The organism is Paenirhizobium selenitireducens ATCC BAA-1503 (assembly GCF_900492185.1).
GTDB classification, from domain to species: Bacteria; Pseudomonadota; Alphaproteobacteria; order Rhizobiales; family Rhizobiaceae; genus Allorhizobium; species Allorhizobium selenitireducens_A.
On record NZ_UEYP01000008.1, the window covers coordinates 91754 to 110607 of the forward strand.

General features: G+C 63.5%; 16 protein-coding genes. 14 read left to right on the top strand and 2 right to left on the bottom strand.

Annotated elements, in window-relative coordinates; genetic code table 11:
• The first annotated feature begins 50 nt into the window (after window positions 1-50).
• The 5 genes from RHIZ70P_RS15120 to RHIZ70P_RS15140 are packed head-to-tail and all read left to right on the top strand — an operon-like array spanning window position 51 to window position 4065.
• On the top strand, window positions 51-665 hold the full coding sequence (locus RHIZ70P_RS15120) for a TetR/AcrR family transcriptional regulator (protein WP_181904038.1): 615 nt from the start codon (window positions 51-53) through the stop codon (window positions 663-665).
• Complete coding sequence (locus RHIZ70P_RS15125; RefSeq protein WP_115671306.1) at window positions 662-1825, top strand: efflux RND transporter periplasmic adaptor subunit; 1164 nt, start codon at window positions 662-664, stop codon at window positions 1823-1825. The genes RHIZ70P_RS15120 and RHIZ70P_RS15125 overlap by 4 nt, the downstream gene beginning before the upstream one ends.
• The gene (locus tag RHIZ70P_RS15130; protein ID WP_115671307.1) at window positions 1822-2955 is read left to right on the top strand and encodes an ABC transporter permease; all 1134 of its coding nucleotides are present in this window, start codon (window positions 1822-1824) and stop codon (window positions 2953-2955) included. Before RHIZ70P_RS15125 ends, RHIZ70P_RS15130 begins: the two co-directional genes overlap by 4 nt.
• Window positions 2956-2959: 4 nt before the next feature.
• Entirely contained in the window at window positions 2960-3673 is a 714-nt protein-coding gene (locus tag RHIZ70P_RS15135) for an ABC transporter ATP-binding protein (protein ID WP_115671308.1), read from the top strand.
• Window positions 3670-4065 carry a hypothetical protein gene (locus RHIZ70P_RS15140; protein WP_115671309.1) on the top strand — a complete coding sequence of 132 codons (396 nt, stop codon included), beginning with the start codon at window positions 3670-3672 and terminating at the stop codon, window positions 4063-4065. The genes RHIZ70P_RS15135 and RHIZ70P_RS15140 overlap by 4 nt, the downstream gene beginning before the upstream one ends.
• On the opposite strand, the gene RHIZ70P_RS15145 is transcribed toward RHIZ70P_RS15140, so the two are convergent.
• Window positions 4066-4800: a cyclic nucleotide-binding domain-containing protein gene (locus tag RHIZ70P_RS15145; RefSeq protein ID WP_115671310.1), complete on the bottom strand. Its 735-nt coding sequence runs from the start codon at window positions 4798-4800 to the stop codon at window positions 4066-4068. It abuts the gene before it with no gap.
• A 234-nt stretch (window positions 4801-5034) separates the two neighbouring features.
• On the opposite strand from RHIZ70P_RS15145, the gene RHIZ70P_RS15150 reads away from it, so the two are divergent.
• The 9 genes from RHIZ70P_RS15150 to moaA all read left to right on the top strand — a co-directional run bounded on the left by RHIZ70P_RS15150 (window position 5035) and on the right by moaA (window position 17804).
• Window positions 5035-7779 carry a nitrate/nitrite transporter gene (locus RHIZ70P_RS15150; RefSeq protein ID WP_147294008.1) on the top strand — a complete coding sequence of 915 codons (2745 nt, stop codon included), beginning with the start codon at window positions 5035-5037 and terminating at the stop codon, window positions 7777-7779.
• A gap of 17 nt (window positions 7780-7796) precedes the next feature.
• Complete coding sequence (locus tag RHIZ70P_RS15155) at window positions 7797-11555, top strand: nitrate reductase subunit alpha (RefSeq protein WP_115671312.1); 3759 nt, start codon at window positions 7797-7799, stop codon at window positions 11553-11555.
• Window positions 11552-13090 carry a nitrate reductase subunit beta gene (gene narH / locus RHIZ70P_RS15160; protein WP_115671313.1) on the top strand — a complete coding sequence of 513 codons (1539 nt, stop codon included), beginning with the start codon at window positions 11552-11554 and terminating at the stop codon, window positions 13088-13090. Before RHIZ70P_RS15155 ends, narH begins: the two co-directional genes overlap by 4 nt.
• Window positions 13090-13803 carry a nitrate reductase molybdenum cofactor assembly chaperone gene (narJ, locus tag RHIZ70P_RS15165; protein ID WP_115671314.1) on the top strand — a complete coding sequence of 238 codons (714 nt, stop codon included), beginning with the start codon at window positions 13090-13092 and terminating at the stop codon, window positions 13801-13803. The genes narH and narJ overlap by 1 nt, the downstream gene beginning before the upstream one ends.
• Before the next feature lie 11 nt (window positions 13804-13814).
• The gene (gene narI, locus RHIZ70P_RS15170; RefSeq protein WP_115671315.1) at window positions 13815-14534 is read left to right on the top strand and encodes a respiratory nitrate reductase subunit gamma; all 720 of its coding nucleotides are present in this window, start codon (window positions 13815-13817) and stop codon (window positions 14532-14534) included.
• 4 nt (window positions 14535-14538) lie between these two features.
• Window positions 14539-15456: a peptidylprolyl isomerase gene (locus RHIZ70P_RS15175; protein WP_115671316.1), complete on the top strand. Its 918-nt coding sequence runs from the start codon at window positions 14539-14541 to the stop codon at window positions 15454-15456.
• 110 nt (window positions 15457-15566) lie between these two features.
• Window positions 15567-16232, top strand: a complete 666-nt coding sequence (can, locus tag RHIZ70P_RS15180; RefSeq protein ID WP_115671317.1) for a carbonate dehydratase — start codon at window positions 15567-15569, stop codon at window positions 16230-16232.
• Entirely contained in the window at window positions 16229-16777 is a 549-nt protein-coding gene (locus RHIZ70P_RS15185; protein WP_115671318.1) for a DUF2478 domain-containing protein, read from the top strand. Before can ends, RHIZ70P_RS15185 begins: the two co-directional genes overlap by 4 nt.
• Window positions 16767-17804, top strand: a complete 1038-nt coding sequence (gene moaA, locus RHIZ70P_RS15190) for a GTP 3',8-cyclase MoaA (RefSeq protein ID WP_115671319.1) — start codon at window positions 16767-16769, stop codon at window positions 17802-17804. Before RHIZ70P_RS15185 ends, moaA begins: the two co-directional genes overlap by 11 nt.
• Window positions 17805-17835: 31 nt before the next feature.
• Here moaA and RHIZ70P_RS15195 read toward each other — a convergent pair whose 3' ends face one another.
• Entirely contained in the window at window positions 17836-18732 is an 897-nt protein-coding gene (locus RHIZ70P_RS15195; protein WP_181904039.1) for a helix-turn-helix domain-containing protein, read from the bottom strand.
• Window positions 18733-18854 lie beyond the last annotated feature (122 nt).

Consider the following 18854-nt stretch of genomic DNA (forward strand, 5'->3'; position numbering starts at 1 on the left):
ATCATTCCTATAGTTAGTGATCGATAACTAACTATAGGATCGGATCGACGATGGTGCGTAAGACGGCGGATGAGCGCAAGGACGAGATATTGCGGGCGGCGCTGCGACTTGCCGACGAGTTGGGGCCCGACCGACTGACCACCAATGCCGTCGCGGAAGCTGTCGGGCTGACGCAACCGGGGATCTTCAGGCACTTCCCGACAAAAACCGTCCTGTGGCAGGCCGTGGCGGCGGATATTGCCGATCGGCTGCAGGCGGCCTGGGGTGAGGCCCAGGCCTCGAGCGCGACGCCGGAAGGCCGAATTGTGGCGCTGGTCGATGCTCAGCTCGCGCTGATCGAAGCCAACCCTGCCATACCCGCGATCCTGTTCTCGCGCGAACTGCGTGTCGAGAACGACGTGCTCCGCCAGTCCTTCGTCGGTTTGATGACGGCGTTTCACGGCATCCTTGCCGGCGAACTGGCTGCGGCGCGCGATGCCGGTACGGTCCGCCAGGACCTCGATCCGGCGGACGGCGCGGTGCTGCTGATCTCGCTTGTCCAGGGGCTGGCGATGCGATGGTCGCTCGGTGGGCGCGGCTTTGCCTTGCGGCCGGAGGGCGCACGGCTACTGACCGTGCAGATGGCGTTGTTCCTGGGGTCGGCGATAGAGGGGAAGCAGTCATGATGGGCGCAAAGATCAAAGTCCTGCTGGTGGCCGTGGCGGTCGTCGCGACAGGTGTTCTAGCCTATGTCCTTTTGACCAAGCGGCCGATCGTCGTTCCGGTTGCCGCCGTCGAGCGGAATGTCGCGGTGAAGGTGTACGGGCTCGGCACGGTCGAGGCGCGGATCGTATCGAAGATCGGGTTCGAGGTCGGCGGTGCGCTGGCCGATCTCTCCGTCGATAGCGGTGACGTCGTGACGCGCGGCCAGGAGCTGGCGCGATTGCATCGGGATGCGCAGCAGGCCCGGGTGGCAAGGGCCAAGGCGGCAATTGCCGCTACGGCGGCAAATACCCGCAAGGCGAAGGCCAATGTCGAGAAAGCCAGGGCAGTGCTTGCTCAACGCCAGGCGGACGACACACGCCAGCAGGAACTGGCTGGTCGAAATGCGATTTCTCGTCAGACCGCCGAGGAGGCGAAACGCGACGTTGAGGTTGCAGCCGCCGAACTCACCGTCGCGCAGACGGAGGTGGATGTTCTCGTTTCACAAGCGGCCGATGCCGCCGCGGCACTCGATTATGAGACCGCCGTGCTCAAGCAGCATGTTCTGCAGGCACCCTTCGACGCGGTCGTCGTCGCTCGCCATGCCGAAGCTGGTGCCGTCGTGCGCACCGGTGATGCGATCTTCACGCTCATGGATCCCAAGACCGTCTGGACTTTGGCATACATCGACGAGGAACGCGCCGGCGCGCTGGCCGTCGGACAGCCGGCCGAGGTTCGGCTGCGATCCATGCCGCATGACGTCTACAGGGGGAAGGTGGCGCGCATCGGCATCGAGAGCGACCGCGCCAACGAGGAGCGCCGCGTCTGGATCACCTGCGACAAGTGTCCGCCGCAGGCCTTTCTCGGCGAACAGGCCGAGGTGCGGATCACGGTCGACGAACTGCCGGAGGCGCTGCTGGTGCCGGAGGCGGCGATCAGCGGCTTCGACGGCCATCAGGGGCGGGTGTTCGTCGTCGTGGACCGCAAACTGGTCCAGGTGCCGGTGACCTTCGGCCATCGAACGGAGGATGCGCGGGTCGAGATCGTGAGCGGCCTGCCGGACGGCGCCAGCGTCGTGACCGCGCCGTCGAAGGGGCTGGTGGAGGGCCGGGCCGCACGCATGGCCGGGGAGACGCGGCCATGAACCTTGCCTATCGCGATGTCCGCCACAATCTGTTCCGCTTCGTGCTGACCTGTCTCGGTCTCAGTCTGTTGATGGCCGTGGTCCTGGCGATGATGGGGATCTACAACGGCCTCGTGGCCGATGCGCTGAACATCGTCAAGGCTCCCAAGGCCGATCTCTGGGTGGTGGAAGCCGGTCGGCAAGGCCCGTTCGCCGAATCCTCCAAGATCCCCGGCGAGACGCGCGATGCCGTGGCGCGTCTGCACGGCGTCAGCGATGCCGGCAGCATCACCTACCAGACCGTCGAAGCCGCCTTTGCCGGAAAGACGCTCCGGCTCTACATCATCGGCTACGAGCGTGGCCGTCCCGGCGGCCCGGATGCGGTGGTTGAGGGGCGCGGCATCGGGCAGAGCCATTTCGAGGCGGTCGCGGACCGCAAGTCGGGGCTCGCCATCGGCGATCGGATCACGCTCGGCCGAAACCGGTTCGAAGTTGTCGGACTTGTCGAGGATGCGATGAACTCCGGCGGCGATCCTGTGCTCTACATCACGCTTTCGGATGCGCAGACGCTGCAATCGCAGCTCGCACCGCCTGCCGCCCGTATCCTTGAAGCGCGCGGCGCGACAGGCGAGAGCGGCAACACGGTGGCCGCCGTCATCGCCCGCGTCGATGCCAATGCCGATGTGGATTCGGTAGCGCGCACCGTTCGCCAGTGGAAACACCTCTCGGCCATGACGCAGGCCGACCAGGAGGACTTGCTGGTCCGCTCCGTCGTTGACAGGGCACGCCGGCAGATCGGCCTTTTTCTCGGTATTTTGCTGACCGTTTCGGCCGTCGTCATCGCGCTCATCATCTACACCATGACCATGGAGAAGCTGAAGCAGATCGCGACGCTCAAGCTGATCGGCGCGCCCGACCGCACCATCATCGGGCTGATCGTCCAGCAATCGATCGCGCTCGGTGCCGTCGGCTGGAGCTTCGGACTGATGCTGATCCTGCTGATCAAGGACTATTTCCCCCGCCGCGTGATGCTGGAGCCGATCAATGCGGCGGCTCTTGCCGGCATTATTCTGGTTGTCTGCATCCTCGCCAGCGGCCTCGGCATTCGTGCCGCGCTCAGGGTCGATCCGGCGACCGCAATCGGAGGCTGACGCGATGGCTGATCCCCAAGGCCGCCTGATCATCGACCTCAAGGCCATCTCCAAGCACTATGGAGAGGGAGCGACGCGCGTCGATGCCCTGCGCGGGGTCGACCTTCAGGTCCGCTCCGGCGAGGTCGTGGCGCTGCTCGGGCCGTCCGGCTCGGGCAAGACCACGCTGCTCAACATCATCGGCTGCATCATCGACCCGACCGAGGGGCGGGTGTGGCTGGACGGGGAGCCGGTCTACGAGAACCGCTGGCTGAGGGGTGATCTCCGGCGGCTGCGGCTCGACAAGATCGGCTTCATCTTCCAGTTTCACAACCTCTTGCCGTTCCTCGACGCCAAGGACAATGTCGCGCTGGTGCTGCAACTGGCGGGGAAGTCGGCCGGCGAGGCAAGGCGCAGGGCGATCGAACTCTTGGACTACCTGGAAGTCGGCCACCGCAAGGATGCCATGCCGGCGCTGCTGTCGGGCGGCGAGGCGCAACGCGTGGCGATTGCCCGCGCGCTCGCCAACAGCCCGCGCATCATTCTCGCCGACGAGCCGACCGCGGCGCTCGATTCCAAGCGGGCTGGGATCGTCATGGATCTGCTGCGCAAACTCGCCGCCGAACAGGAGGCCTGCATTGTCGCGGTGACCCATGACGAAAAGATCTACGACCGTTTCGATCGGCTTTTCCATCTGCGCGATGGTAAGTTGGAAAACCAGGAAGGGAGCACTGCATGAGCACGATTCCACACGGCGGCCGGGGACTGAAGGCGGCAGGCGCCTTCGGTCTTGTCTTTGGCCTGTTGACGATCTTCTCCGGCGGTACGGCGCTGTTCGGCGACGAGGCGGCACGGGCGGCCGTGGGCAATGCCGTTCCATTCGTCTTGTGGTTCAATTTCATCGCCGGATTCTTCTATGTCTTGGCCGGGCTGGGGCTCCTGCTGAAACGGCGCTTGGCGGTCTGGCTATCCATTGCGATTGCCCTGGCGACGGCGCTGGTGCTTGCAGCTTTCGGGCTGCATGTGGCAGGCGGCGGGCTCTACGAGATGCGTACCGTTGGCGCGATGCTTCTGCGCACGGCTGTATGGGCGTCCATCGCCGCTGTGTCGTGGCGGTCCATGCGTCGGTAGCTAAAGTGTCGCAGCGGTCAGTTGGTTTCGCGGCAATCGCGGTTCGCCCTCATCGATCAGCGGCGAGGGCCGGGCATAATCGATGAGCTTGCCGATATCGACAATGTCGACCTGCAGTCCCTTGATAGTGACGCCGTGCGCCGACAGGGCAGAAAACCCGCGCGACAGGTTTTCCGCCGTCATGCCGAGATAGGCGGCCAGGATCCGTTTTTCGTACGGAATGGTCAGGCGCCCTTCGCCGCCCTGGCTGCGCTCCTCCCGGAGCAGCCAGTTGGCCAGCCGTTCCGCTCCGCTGCGCAATTTCTGGTTCTTCAATTCCTTGACCGTGCGCCGGTAGGCGCTTGCCAGTTCGAACACCACCGCCTTCATGAAATCGTGATCCTCTGCCAGCAGCTCGCGAATGAGGTTGGCGGGGATCATCAGGATCCGGGCAGGCGTCAGGGTTCTGGCGGACTGAAGACAGATGTCGTTGTTGAGCACGGCCGCAAGTATGAACAGATTTACGGGCCCGAGTATTTCAATTACCGTCTCGTCACCAGTTGCAGACGACGACATTTCTACCAGTCCGTCGAGGACGATGTAGAGAAAATCTGCTGGCCTATTCTCCTCGAGGAGTATCGTTCCGGCAGGGAATGATTGCAGGAAGCTGGGGGCTATTGCCCGTTGGAAGGTGTTTTCCTTCACCCCCCTGAAGACGTTCAGACATTTCAGCTTCTCGATATCTTCAGCGCGCATCGCGTCGGTCCCGGCTCGTTGCTGCGGATATCAAACGATGGAACGAAAAATGTCAAATCGCTAGGCTAACTAAGTAAAACGTAGAGTCAAAATAGTAGCATTCAAATAATGCTAAATGCAGTTTAGAAAAAATATCGCCTAAATACAATACTGTTGACCCAGATCAACAAAAACAATCCGCGACTGGTCTCTTATTGCTTGGAAATACGTGTAATCCGAACCAGGAGCATGGCTATGCCAAACCCATTGGATGGCAATCCGCAGGGGCGAAGGACTGCTTTGGCGATGAGTACCATCGCCTTTACCGTCTGTTTCGCCGTATGGACGATCTTTGCAATCATCGGCATTCAGATCCGCAAGGATCTGAATCTCTCCGAAACCCAGTTCGGCCTGCTGGTCGGCACGCCGATCCTCACCGGATCGCTCATCCGCGTCGTCTTGGGCATCTGGACGGACCGCTATGGCGGTCGTGTCGTCTTCACCGCCACCATGCTTGCCGCCGCCGTGGCAACCTTCTTCCTGACCTACGCCACCACGTATCCGCAAATGCTGGTCGCAGCGCTCGGCGTCGGCATCGCCGGCGGCTCCTTCGCGGTCGGCGTGGCCTATGTGTCGCGCTGGTATCCGCCGGAAAAGCAGGGCACGGCGCTTGGCATCTTCGGCGCCGGCAATGTCGGCTCTGCAGTCACCAAGTTCCTCGCGCCCCTGGTGCTGGTTGCCTTCGGCTGGCACGCGGTCGCCCAGGTCTGGGCCGGCGCGCTGGTGGTCATGGCGATCGTCTTCTGGTTCACCACCAAGGATGACCCGGTCCTCGTTGAGCGCCGCCGCACCGGCGAAAAGCCGAAGAGCACCTGGCTGGAGCTCGAGCCGCTAAAGAATGTCCAGGTCTGGCGCTTCTCGCTCTATTATTTCTTCGTCTTCGGTGCCTTCGTCGCGCTGGCGCTGTGGCTGCCGCAGTATCTGATCAAGGTCTATGGCGTCGACATTCGGGCCGCCGGCATGATCGCCGCCTTCTTCTCGGTCCCCGCCAGCCTGTTCCGTGCCTATGGCGGCCATCTCTCCGACGTCTACGGGGCGCGCCGCGTCATGTACTGGACCTTCCTGGTCTCCGTCGCCGCCACTTTTGTGCTTTCCTATCCGCCGACGGACTACGTCATCCAGGGCGTCAACGGTCCGATTGCCTTCCATGCTGAGATGGGCCTCATCGGCTTCACTGTCACGGTCTTCATCCTCGGCTTCTTCATGGCGCTCGGCAAGGCCGCGGTGTTCAAGCACATCCCCGTCTATTATCCCGGCAATGTCGGTTCCGTCGGCGGCCTGGTCGGCATGATCGGTGGTCTCGGCGGCTTCATCCTGCCGATCGTCTTCGGCCTGCTGCTCGATCTCACCGGTCTGTGGACCAGCTGTTTCATGCTGCTCTTCCTGATCGCGCTCGGTTCGCTCACCTGGATGCACTTCGCTGTTCGCCAGATGGAAAAGGAAACCGCAGGCGAGAAACTCGCCGAGCTGCCGTCCTTCCCCGAAATGCAGGGCATGGGCCAGGGTGTGGGCAAACCGGTCAAGGAAAGCGCCGCCGTGCTGACCGACTGGCGGCCGGAAGACAAGACCTTCTGGTCGGAAAAGGGCCGCAAGATCGCCCGCCGCAATCTGTGGCTCTCGATCCCGGCGCTGCTTCTGTCCTTCGCCATCTGGCAGGTGTGGTCGGTCGTCGTCGCCAAGCTGCCGCTGGTCGGCTTCACCTTCACCACCGACCAGCTGTTCTGGCTGGCCGCGCTGCCGGGCCTGTCGGGCGCGACATTGCGCATCTTCTATTCCTTCATGGTACCGGTCTTCGGCGGGCGCCTGTGGACGACGCTCACCACCTGGTCGCTGATCATCCCGGCGCTCGGCATCGGCTATGCCGTGCAGAACCCCGACACGCCCTATGCGATCCTGCTGCTGCTGGCGCTGCTGTGCGGCTTTGGTGGCGGCAATTTCGCCTCCTCCATGGCGAACATCTCCTTCTTCTTCCCCAAGGCGGAGAAGGGCAATGCGCTGGCGCTTAACGCCGGCCTCGGCAACCTCGGCGTTTCCGTCGTCCAGTTCGTCGTGCCGCTGGCCATCACCGCCGGCATCTTCGGCAGTCTTGGCGGCGATCCGGCCATCGTCAAATCGGCGACGGGAGAGGCGCCGCTCTGGCTGCAGAATGCCGGCTTCTTCTTCGTGCCGTTCATCATCCTGGCTGCGCTCGGCAACTGGTTCGGCATGAACGACATCGCCTCGGCCAAGGCCTCGTTCGCCGAGCAAGCCGTGATCTTCCAGCGCAAGCACAACTGGATCATGTGCTGGCTCTACACCGGCACCTTCGGTTCCTTCATCGGCTATTCGGCAGGCTTCCCGCTTCTCACCAAGACGCTCTTTCCGGACGTCAACGTGCTGCAGTTCGCCTTCCTCGGTCCGCTGGTCGGCGCTCTGTCGCGCTCCGGCACCGGCTGGCTTGCCGATAAGTACGGCGGGGCACGGGTCACCTTCTGGGCTTTCGCCCTGATGATGATCGGCGTCTCCGGTGTGCTGTGGTTCATCGGCATCAAGGAACAGCCGAATGCCTTCTGGGGGTTCTTCGCCTCCTTCCTGCTGCTGTTCTTCGCCACCGGCGTCGGCAATGCCTCCACCTTCCAGATGATCCCGGCGATCATGGGCAAGGAAATGGGCCGGCTGATGCCGCAGGCAACCCCGGAACAACGTCGCCTGCAGGCCGAGAAGGAATCGGCCGCGATCACCGGCTTCACCTCGGCGATCGCCGCCTTCGGTGCCTTCTTCATCCCCAAGGGTTACGGCACTTCGATCGCCATGACCGGTGGGCCGGAAGCAGCGCTCTGGGCCTTCCTGTTCTTCTACGTCACCTGCCTGGCGATCACCTGGGCCGTCTACACCCGCAAGGGCGGACTGCTCCATGACGTCGAGCGAGGCCGGGTCAGCCCGGTCGCCGCAACCGCCTGAATCTGGAGGAAAACACCATGAGCCATTTGCTCGATCGCCTGAACTTCCTGGCGCGCAAGAATGCCGATACCTTCTCGGACGGCCACGGCGTCACCACGACCGAGAACCGCGACTGGGAAGACGCCTATCGCAAGCGCTGGCAGCACGACAAGATCGTGCGCTCTACGCATGGCGTGAACTGCACGGGTTCCTGTTCGTGGAAGATCTATGTGAAGGGCGGGATCGTTACCTGGGAAACCCAGCAGACGGACTATCCCCGCACCCGGCCGGACCTTCCCAACCACGAGCCGCGCGGCTGCGCACGCGGCGCCAGCTACAGCTGGTACATGTATTCTGCCAACCGGGTGAAATATCCGCTGATCCGCTCGCGCCTGCTCAAGCTGTGGCGCAAGGAACGCACGATCAAGACCCCGGTCGGCGCCTGGACGGCGATCCAGGAGAACCCGGAGAAGCGCGCCGACTATATGAAGATGCGCGGTCTCGGCGGCTTCGTGCGCGCCACCTGGGACGAGGTCAACGAGATCATCGCCGCCGCCAACGCCTATACGGTCAAGACCTATGGCCCGGACCGGGTGGTGGGCTTCTCGCCGATCCCGGCCATGTCTATGGTCTCCTATGCGGCCGGCTCGCGCTACCTGTCGCTGCTCGGTGGGGTCTGCCTGTCGTTCTACGACTGGTACTGCGACCTGCCGCCTGCTTCGCCGATGACCTGGGGCGAGCAGACCGACGTTCCGGAATCGGCCGACTGGTACAATTCCGGCTTCCTGATCCTTTGGGGCTCCAACGTCCCCCAGACGCGCACGCCCGATGCCCATTTCTATACCGAGGCGCGCTACAAGGGCGCCAAGTCGGTGGTGATTTCGCCCGACTATTCGGAAGCGGCGAAATTCTCCGATCTCTGGCTGCATCCGAAGCAGGGAACCGACGCCGCGCTCGCCATGGCCATGGGCCACGTCATCCTGCGCGAGTTCCATCTCGACCGCCAGGCCGAATATTTCGAGGACTACTGTCGCCGCTATACCGACATGCCGATGCTGGTCAAACTGGTCGGCAAGGACGGCCACTTCATCCCCGATCGCTTCGTACGGGCCTCCGACTTCACCGGCGCGCTCGACGAGACGAACAATCCGGAATGGAAGACGGTCGCGGTCGATGCCAAGACGAAGCAGTTCGTCTCGCCGGGCGGTTCGATCGGCTATCGCTGGGGCGAGCAGGGCAAGTGGAACCTTGAGGCGAAGGACGGCAAGGGCGCCGACGTCGAACTCGCCATGAGCTTCATCCTCGACGGCGAGCATGACACGATCGCCAATGTCGGCTTCCCCTATTTCGGCAATCGCGAGCACGATTACTTCGAGGGCACCGACCATGCCAGCGTGCTGGTTCGCAAGGTGCCGGCCCGCAAGGTCAAGCTCGCCGACGGCGAAGCACTCGTTGCCACCGTCTTCGATCTGTTCGTCGCCAACTACGGTCTCGACCGCGGCCTCGACGATCCGAACTCGGCCAAGTCCTACCAGGAAAACCTGCCCTACACGCCGGCCTGGGCCGAGAAGATCACCGGCGTTCCGCGCGACCAGATCATCGCGGTCGCCCGCGAATTCGCCAGCAATGCGGAAAAGACGAACGGTCGTTCCATGGTCATCCTCGGTGCCGGTCTGAACCACTGGTACCACATGGACATGAACTATCGCGGCATCATCAACATGCTGGTGATGTGCGGTTGCGTTGGTCAGTCCGGCGGCGGGTGGAGCCATTATGTCGGACAGGAGAAGCTGCGCCCGCAGACCGGCTGGACGGCACTCGCCTTCGCGCTCGACTGGAACCGTCCGCCGCGCCACATGAACGGCACATCCTTCTTCTACGCGCATACCGACCAGTGGCGCTACGAGACGCTGAAGGTGGACGAGATCCTCTCGCCGACCGCGCCGGAAGGTCCTTGGGACGCGACACTGATCGACTACAACATCCGTGCCGAGCGCATGGGCTGGTTGCCGTCGGCACCGCAGCTGAAGACCAATCCGCTTCAGGTGTCGAAGGACGCGGCAGCGGCCGGCAAGGAAGCCAAGGACTATGTCGCCGAGCAACTGAAGGCCGGCACGCTGTCCATGTCCTGCGAGGACCCGGACGACAAGGCCAACTGGCCGCGCAACCTGTTCGTCTGGCGTTCCAACCTGCTCGGCTCGTCCGGCAAGGGGCATGAATATTTCCTCAAACACCTGCTCGGCACCAAGCACGGCGTGCTTGGCAAGGATCTCGGCGAGGAAGGTCGCCAGATCACCAAGGAAGCCGTCTGGCACCAGGACGCGCCGGAAGGAAAGCTCGACCTGCTGGTCACGCTCGACTTCCGCATGTCGACCACCTGCGTCTATTCCGACATCGTGCTTCCGACGGCCACATGGTACGAGAAGAACGATCTCAACACGTCCGACATGCATCCTTTCATCCATCCGCTGTCGAGTGCGGCGGATCCGGCCTGGGATGCGCGCAGCGACTGGGAGATCTTCAAGGGCATTGCCCGCAAGTTCTCGGAGGTCGCGCCGGAGGTCCTCGGGGTGGAGAAGGACGTCGTCCTCGTGCCGACGTTGCACGATACCGCCGGCGAACTCGCCCAGCCGTTCGACGTCAAGGACTGGAAGAAGGGCGAGATCGAGCCCATCCCGGGTCGGACCATGCCGACGGTCGCGGTGGTCGAGCGCGACTATCCCAACCTCTACAAGAAGTTCACCTCGGTCGGCACCCTGCTCGAGAAGCTCGGTAATGGTGGCAAGGGCATTGCCTGGAATACCGAGCACGAAGTCGACCTGCTCGCCCGCCTGAACGGCGTCGTGCAGGAGGAGGGCGTCACAAAGGGCCGTCCGAGGATCGACAGCGATATCGACGCAACCGAGGTCATCCTGTCGCTCGCGCCTGAAACCAACGGCGAAGTGGCGGTCAAGGCCTGGGAAGCGCTGTCGAAGTTCACCGGCCGCGACCACACCCATCTCGCCATCCCGAAGGAAGACGAGAAGATCCGCTTCCGCGATGTGGTCGCCCAGCCGCGCAAGATCATCTCCTCGCCGACCTGGTCGGGCCTGGAATCGGAGAAGGTCTGCTACAATGCCGGTTATACCAACGTCCACGAGCTGATCCCGTGGCGGACGCTCACCGGCCGCCAGCAACTCTATCAGGATCACCTGTGGATGCGCGCCTTCGGCGAAGGCTTCTGCGTTTACCGGCCGCCGATCGACACCAAGACCGTCAATCCGGCGATCGAGGCGAAGTCGGACGGCAAGCCGCATCTGGTGCTGAACTTCATCACGCCGCACCAGAAGTGGGGCATTCACTCCACCTATAGCGACAATCTGATGATGCTGACGCTCAATCGCGGCGGCCCTGTCGTGTGGATTTCCGAGCCCGACGCCAAGCGGGCCGGCATCGCCGACAATGACTGGGTCGAGGTCTACAACGCCAACGGCGCCATCGTCGCCCGCGCGGTGGTCTCGCAGCGCATGAAGGACGGTACGATCTTCATGTACCATGCCCAGGAGAAGATCGTGAACACGCCCGGCTCGCCGATCACCGGCCAGCGTGGCGGCATTCACAACTCGGTCACGCGCGTCATCACCAAGCCGACCCACATGATCGGCGGCTACGCCCACCAGGCCTACGGCTTCAACTACTACGGCACGGTCGGCGCCAACCGCGACGAATTCGTCGTGGTCCGCAAACTCGAAACGGTGGACTGGCTGGAAGGGCCGCACACCGAAGGCGTCGCAGACAACAAGGAGGCGGCAGAATGAAAATCCGCGCGCAAATTGGCATGGTCCTGAACCTCGACAAGTGCATCGGGTGTCACACCTGCTCGGTCACCTGCAAGAACGTCTGGACCAATCGCGAAGGTGTCGAATACGCCTGGTTCAACAATGTCGAGACCAAGCCCGGTATCGGTTTCCCTAAGGAATGGGAAAACCAGAAGAAGTGGAACGGCGGCTGGGTCCGCAAGTCGAACGGCAAGATCGAGCCGAAGATGGGTGCCAAGTGGCGCATCCTCGCCAAGATCTTCGCCAATCCCGACCTGCCGGAAATCGACGACTACTACGAGCCCTTCGACTTCGACTACGGCCACCTGCAGACAGCCGGCGAAAGCCGCGCCATGCCGACGGCACGGCCGCGCTCGATGATCACCGGCGAGCGGATGGAAAAGATCGAATGGGGTCCGAACTGGGAGGAAATCCTCGGCGGCGAGTTCGAGAAGCGCTCGAAGGACTACAATTTCGAGGGTGTGCAGAAGGAAATCTACGGCCAGTTCGAGAACACCTTCATGATGTATCTGCCGAGGTTGTGCGAGCACTGCCTCAACCCGACCTGTGCAGCCGCCTGTCCGTCGGGGGCGATCTACAAGCGCGAGGATGACGGCATCGTCCTGATCGACCAGGAAAAATGCCGCGGCTGGCGCATGTGCGTGTCGGGCTGTCCCTACAAGAAGATCTACTACAACTGGAACTCGGGCAAATCCGAAAAGTGCATTTTCTGCTATCCGCGCATCGAGGCGGGCCATCCGACCGTCTGCTCGGAAACCTGCGTCGGACGTATCCGCTATCTCGGTGTCATCCTTTACGATGCCGACCGGATATCGGAAGCAGCATCCACGGCAAACGAGCAGGATCTCTACGAGGAACAGCTGAAGATCTTCCTCGATCCGAACGATTCGGCCGTCATCGAGCAGGCCCGCAAGGACGGCGTCCCGGATGCCTGGCTGGAGGCCGCCAAGCGTTCGCCGGTCTACAAGATGGCGATGGACTGGAAGATCGCCTTCCCGCTCCATCCGGAATACCGCACGCTGCCGATGGTCTGGTACATCCCGCCGCTCTCGCCGCTGCAGTCGGCGGCCCAGTCGGGCAAGCTCGGCATGGACGGCCCGCTGCCGGATGTTCGGTCGCTACGCATTCCGGTTCGCTACCTCGCCAACCTTCTGACGGCCGGCAAGGAGGCCCCCGTGGTCTCGGCGCTGGAGCGCATGCTCGCCATGCGCGCCTACATGCGCTCGAAGACGATCGACGGCGTCATCGACACGTCGATTGCCGCGAAGGTCGGCATGAGCGCCGAGATGATCGAGGAAATGTACCACATCATGGCGATCGCCAATTACGAGGACCGCTTCGTCATCCCGACGACGCATCGCGAGGTCACCGAGGACGCCTATGACGTCCGTGGTTCCTGCGGATTCTCCTTCGGCAATGGCTGCTCGGGCGGCACGTCCGACAGCGACCTCTTCGGCGCCAAGCGCCGCAAGGTCGTCCAGACCCCGACCGACCTGTTCAAGGAGCGCCTCTGATGCACAAGGCACTGAAGGCAATATCGCTGTTGCTCAGCTACCCGACCGAGGAACTCATCGAGGGAGCGCCGGAACTCAAGGCGGCGGTCGAAGATGACGGAACGATCTCCCGGGAGGTCAGGCTGCTGCTTGGCCGCCTGATCGACGATCTCGCCGGACAGGACCTTTACGAGGCTCAGGAGCGCTACGTCTACCTGTTCGACCGCAGCCGGTCGCTGTCGCTCAACCTGTTCGAGCATGTCCATGGCGAGAGCCGCGACCGCGGCCAGGCCATGGTCGACCTGAAGACCATGTACGAGGACCAGGGTTTTGAAATCGACGCCAAGGAACTGCCGGACTATCTGCCGCTGTTCCTGGAATTCCTTGCGACCCTGACAACGGAAGAAGTCGACGACCTGCTCGCCCAGACCGGTCATATCACGGCGGCGATCGGCGAGCGGCTGAGGAAGCGCGATTCAGTCTATTCCAACGCGTTTTCGGCCCTTGCTCTCGTGTCGAAAAGCAAGCCGGACCAGAAGCTCCTGAAGGAGCTGCTGGACGGCGCGGAGGACGATCCGAACGACCTCGAGGCGATGGACCGCATCTGGGAGGATGAGGTCGTCACCTTCGGCGGCAATGCGGGTGACAACAGCTGCGGCCCCGACCGGCTGCGCACACAGATGCGGGCGGCGGCGCGCAAGCCGAACGATCCCTTGAACACGATACCGGTTTAGGAGGGCAGGACATGTCTGGTTTTTTCAATTCGCTGTTGTTCGGCATCTACCCTTACATCGCGCTCGTGGTGCTGATCCTCGGCTCGATCATCCGTTATGACCGCGAGCCCTATACCTGGCGCTCGGGGTCGAGCCAGCTCTTGCGTCGCAGGCAGCTGATCTGGGGCTCCGTGCTGTTTCATCTCGGCGTGCTGTTCATCTTCGCCGGCCATCTGGTCGGCCTGCTGACGCCGATCGTCATCTTCGACACCCTCGGCATCAGCCACAGCGCCAAGCAGACGCTGGCCGTGGTGGCCGGCGGCATTGCCGGCGTCATGGCGATCATCGGCGCCACCCTTCTCGTCCATCGCCGGCTGTTCGATCCGCGCGTGCGCGCCTCGTCGAGCACCACCGACACGCTGATCATCATTCTGCTTTGGATCCAGCTCTTCCTCGGGCTCTCGACCATCCCGACCTCGCTTGCCCATCTCGACGGCCACGAAATGGTAAAGTTCATGAACTGGGCACAGGGCATCTTCACCTTCAATCCGGATGCGGCCTCCTATGTCGCCGACGCGGCGCTGGTGTTCAAGCTGCACCTCTTCCTCGGCCTGACGATCCTGCTGCTCTTCCCGTTCACCCGACTGGTGCACATGCTGAGCGCACCCGTGCGCTATCTCTGGCGCCCGGGCTATCAGGTCGTGCGGCAGCGCAATCGCAGCGCTTCCGTCAACCGTATTCCGGCGGAGTAGATCCATGGTCACCCTTTTTAACAATGCGAACAAGGGTACCGGCGCGCCCGAAGGCTCCGGGCACAAGGACAGCTATTCGACCTACCAGGAGCCGGATACCCGCATTCCGCCGAAAGCCCGACCGGTGCTCGACGCAGTGTCGGTGAACGGGGTGGAGATCGCCGAAAGCGACATTCTCGCCGAGGCGCAGAACCATCCGGCCGAAAACCCTGGCGCGGCCCTCCTGGCGGCGGCAAGGGCGCTGGCCGTGCGCGAGCTTCTGCTGCAGCGGGCCGTCGAACTGAACCTTGTCCTGGCGCCTGAACGGAACGCGGATGGGCGTCGTGAAACCGACGAGGACGCAGCCATCCGGATGCTGATCGAGCAGGAGGTTTCCGTTCCCTCCGCGACGGCGGAGGAATGCCTGCGCTTCTACGAGAACAACAGGGCGAAGTTCCGCAGCGAGCCGATCTTCGAGGCGAGCCATATCCTGATCGCCGCCGATCCCGCGGACCAACGGGCCCGCGATGCGGCCCGCCACGACGCGGAACGGCTGGCGACGGTCCTTGTCGAGCACCCCAGCGAGTTCGCGACGATGGCGCGGACCCATTCGGCCTGTCCCTCCGCGGCCCAGGGCGGCAATCTCGGCCAGTTGACCCGCGGCAGCACGGTTGCGGAATTCGAGCGGGCGCTGGCGCGGATGACGGAAGGCGAGATCACGCCACGGCCGGTCGAAAGCCGGTTCGGCTTCCACATCATCCGGCTGGAACGGCGGATCGATGGCGAGCAACTGCCGTTCGACTTCGTGCAGGACCGGATCGCCGGCTGGCTCGAAGCCTCGACCTGGTCGAAGGCCGTGTCGCAGTTCATCGCCATCCTGGCCGCCGACGCCACGATCACCGGGATCGACGTGCTCGGTGCCGACGGACCTTTGATGCAGTGACGGAGTGGCGATGACGGAAAGGAACGACAAGGCGAAACGGGCAAACTTCGGGATGTTCCGCCAAGCCTTGCCGCTCCGCCCGGACGGGACGTCAGCCCTGGAGTACCGCGATGCTTTCTGATCTCTTCGACCACAATGTCCGCTGGGCGGCGGCCAAACGCACGGAAGACCCCGATTATTTCGACAGGCTGTCGGCGCTGCAGCGGCCCGAATATTTGTGGATCGGCTGCTCCGACAGCCGGGTTCCCGCCAATGTCATCACCGGGCTCGAGCCCGGCGAGGTCTTCGTCCACCGCAATGTCGCCAATCTCGTCCACCGGGCCGATCTCAACCTGCTGTCGGTGCTGGAATTTGCCGTGGAGTCCCTCGAGGTGAAGCACATCATCGTCTGCGGGCACTATGGCTGCGGCGGTATCCGAGCGGCCATGGACGGGCATCGCCACGGCATCATCGATCACTGGCTGCAGCCCATCCGGGACGTGGCGCAGGCGAACTGCGCGGAACTGGCGAGGATTGACGAGACGGAAGAGAAGCTGAACCGGCTCTGCGAGCTGACGGTCGTGGGGCAGGTGGAAAGCCTGTCGCGCACCCCGATCCTGCAATCGGCCTGGAAGCGTGGGCGTCCGCTCACCATCCACGGCTGGATCTACGGCCTGAAGGACGGCCTGCTGCGCGACCTGAAATGCGACTGCGACAGGAGTGCGGCGGAGTTTCGTTGCGACGAGGGCATAGCGCCGCCGGTCATCACCTTCGGATCGTCCAGGAAAGCACCATGAAAGACCATGATTTCCCCCTCCAGGCCGCCATCCGCGTCGAGCGGGACCGCCCGGTCGACGATATTCTCGAAGCGGTCGCCCGCGTCCTGCAGAAGGAGGGGGTAATCGTCGCCGGCTTCCTTCAGCGGGAAAGCGGCGGCGACGGCGAGTGCTGCAACCGGATCGATCTGGAGGATATCGCGAGCGGCGAGCACCACATCATCTCGCAGGCCCTGGGCTCTGGCGCGCGCGGTTGCCGGCTCGATCCGCAGGCGCTGGCGGGCGTCGCCGGTCCACTGCTGGCGGGGCTCGACAGGCGGCCCGACCTTCTGATCCTCAACCGGTTCGGCAAGGGGGAATCCGAGGGCCAGGGCTTTCGCGCCGTCATCGAGGAGGCCTGCGCGCGGGGCATTCCCCTCCTGACGGCGGTGCGCGAAAACTATGTCGAGGCGTGGCAAGGGTTTGCCGGCGAACTCGGCGCGGTGCTGGCGCCGGATGAGGCCGTCGTGGTCGAATGGGCACGCGCAGCCGTCGAAGCGGCGAGGACGTCTTGCGATGCGGCATGAACGTCGGGTCATCACCGATCCCGGGGCAGGGCCTTCCCCGCTGATCGATCAGTTCGGCCGGCAGGTCACCTATCTTCGGCTCTCCGTGACGGATCGCTGCGATCTGCGCTGCACCTATTGCATGGCCGAGCACATGACCTTCCTGCCACGCCGGGACGTGCTGTCGCTGGAGGAACTCTATGACCTGGCGCAGGTGTTCATGCGCGGCGGGGTGCGCAAGATCCGACTAACCGGCGGGGAGCCGCTGGTGCGCAAGAATATCATCCAATTGTTCGAGCTCTTGTCGGCCCATCTGCGGAACGGCGATCTGGACGAGGTGACCCTGACCACCAACGGCACGCTGCTGGCGCGTCATGCGGAGGCGTTGTTTGCCGCGGGCGTCCGTCGCGTCAATGTCTCGCTCGACAGTCGCGACCCCGCCCGCTATGCGCAGATCACCCGCTGGGGCCGGCTCGATGCCGTGTTGAACGGGATCGACGCCGCGCTTGCCGCCGGGCTCAAGGTCAAGCTCAACGCGGTCGCGCTGCGCGGCGCCTTCGAGCGCGAAGTCGACGATCTCATCCGCTTTGCCCACGGCCGCGGCATGGACCTGACGCTGATCGAGGAAATGCCGCTCGGCGAAGCGGGTCATGACCGTGGCGAGAGTTTCCTGTCGCTGCGCGATCTTCGCCGATCGCTCGCGGAACGCTGGACGATGGTTGCCGTCGAAGACCGTACCGGTGGTCCGGCCCGTTATGTGCGCCTTGCCGAAACCGGCGGACGGCTCGGCTTCATCACGCCGTTGTCCTGCGATTTCTGCGCAAGCTGCAATCGCGTCCGCATCAGCTGCACCGGCGATCTCTTCACCTGCATGGGGCAGGAGGGCTCAGTCGGGCTTCGCGATGCCTTGCGTGGCGAAGATCCGGCCGTCGTTGTGGGTCGCATGATCCGGGATGCGCTTGGCTGCAAACCGAAGGGCCATTCGTTCGAGATTTCAGGCCAGGCCATCAACGGAATAGCGCGCCATATGTCGGTTCTGGGCGGATAGAAACGCAGGGCGCGGGATTGCTGATGCGGCTTTACGGCCAGGCGGCGAAGCTCGTGTCGCGCGGGCGGTTGCGATTGCTTGCGCCTTCGCGGTGGGCGCGGGGGGAAATGCCGGAAAGCCGTTTGAAGAAACGGCTGAAATAGGCGGCGTCCTTGAAGCCGAGGATGGTGGCTATCTGGCCGATCTGCAATGTCGAGCCGTCGAGCAGAGTGGCGGCCTCGGTCATGATGCGGGCATGGATCAGGTCCTGCGGGGTTCGGCCGGCCGCGCGACGGATCGCCGTGTTCAGCCGGTCTGCCGGAATGTCGAGTGCGGCTGCATAGTCGCCAACCGTCCAATGATCTCGGATATGCAGTTCCATCAGATGCACGAAGCCGCGCACGATGGTACGCGGCGAGGGCTTCGGCTGGCGGGTCTCGATATTGGCGAGCCGCCAGATGGCGATGACCAGAAGCGCCAGATGATGACGGATCACCTCCTGGGCGCCAGGGCCGTTTTCCTTCAGCTCCTCCTCGATCGTTCCAATGGTGGCGCACAGGCGTCGCGCGTCGGCGGCGGAAATGCGCGCGCCGAGGATCGGCTGGGACAGGGCATTGCGAACCTCTGCGAAAATGGCGCCGGCCGGCATGGCGGGGCCGAGTTCCAGTTCGGGGATCGCCAGCGCCGCCCCTTCCGTGCCGGCGTCGATGGTCACGGCCCCCCTGTCGCCGGCCGGCGTCCACAGGATCGCCGGCCCCGCAAGCGACACTTCGCTATCGCCGATGGTGATGCGTCCCGAGCCCGACAGAAGGATGATCAACCGGTTCCTTCTACCGCGAAAGGTCCAGCCGAGCGGCGACAGAGACACGCCGAACAACCGCGCCTCGGTCGGGCTGGAGGTGGCTATGGCGCTGCGGTGTCGCGGGACGAAAAGGCCGGAAGCTGGCATAACATCTCCTCTATCCGTGAAAAGTACAAATAACTCCTGCAAAAGTCTATTCATTCGCCAGGGAGGTGGGGCTAGTCTTATGATTGTCAGGAAATCGCAGCGGGTCGGAGGAGACGAAACCG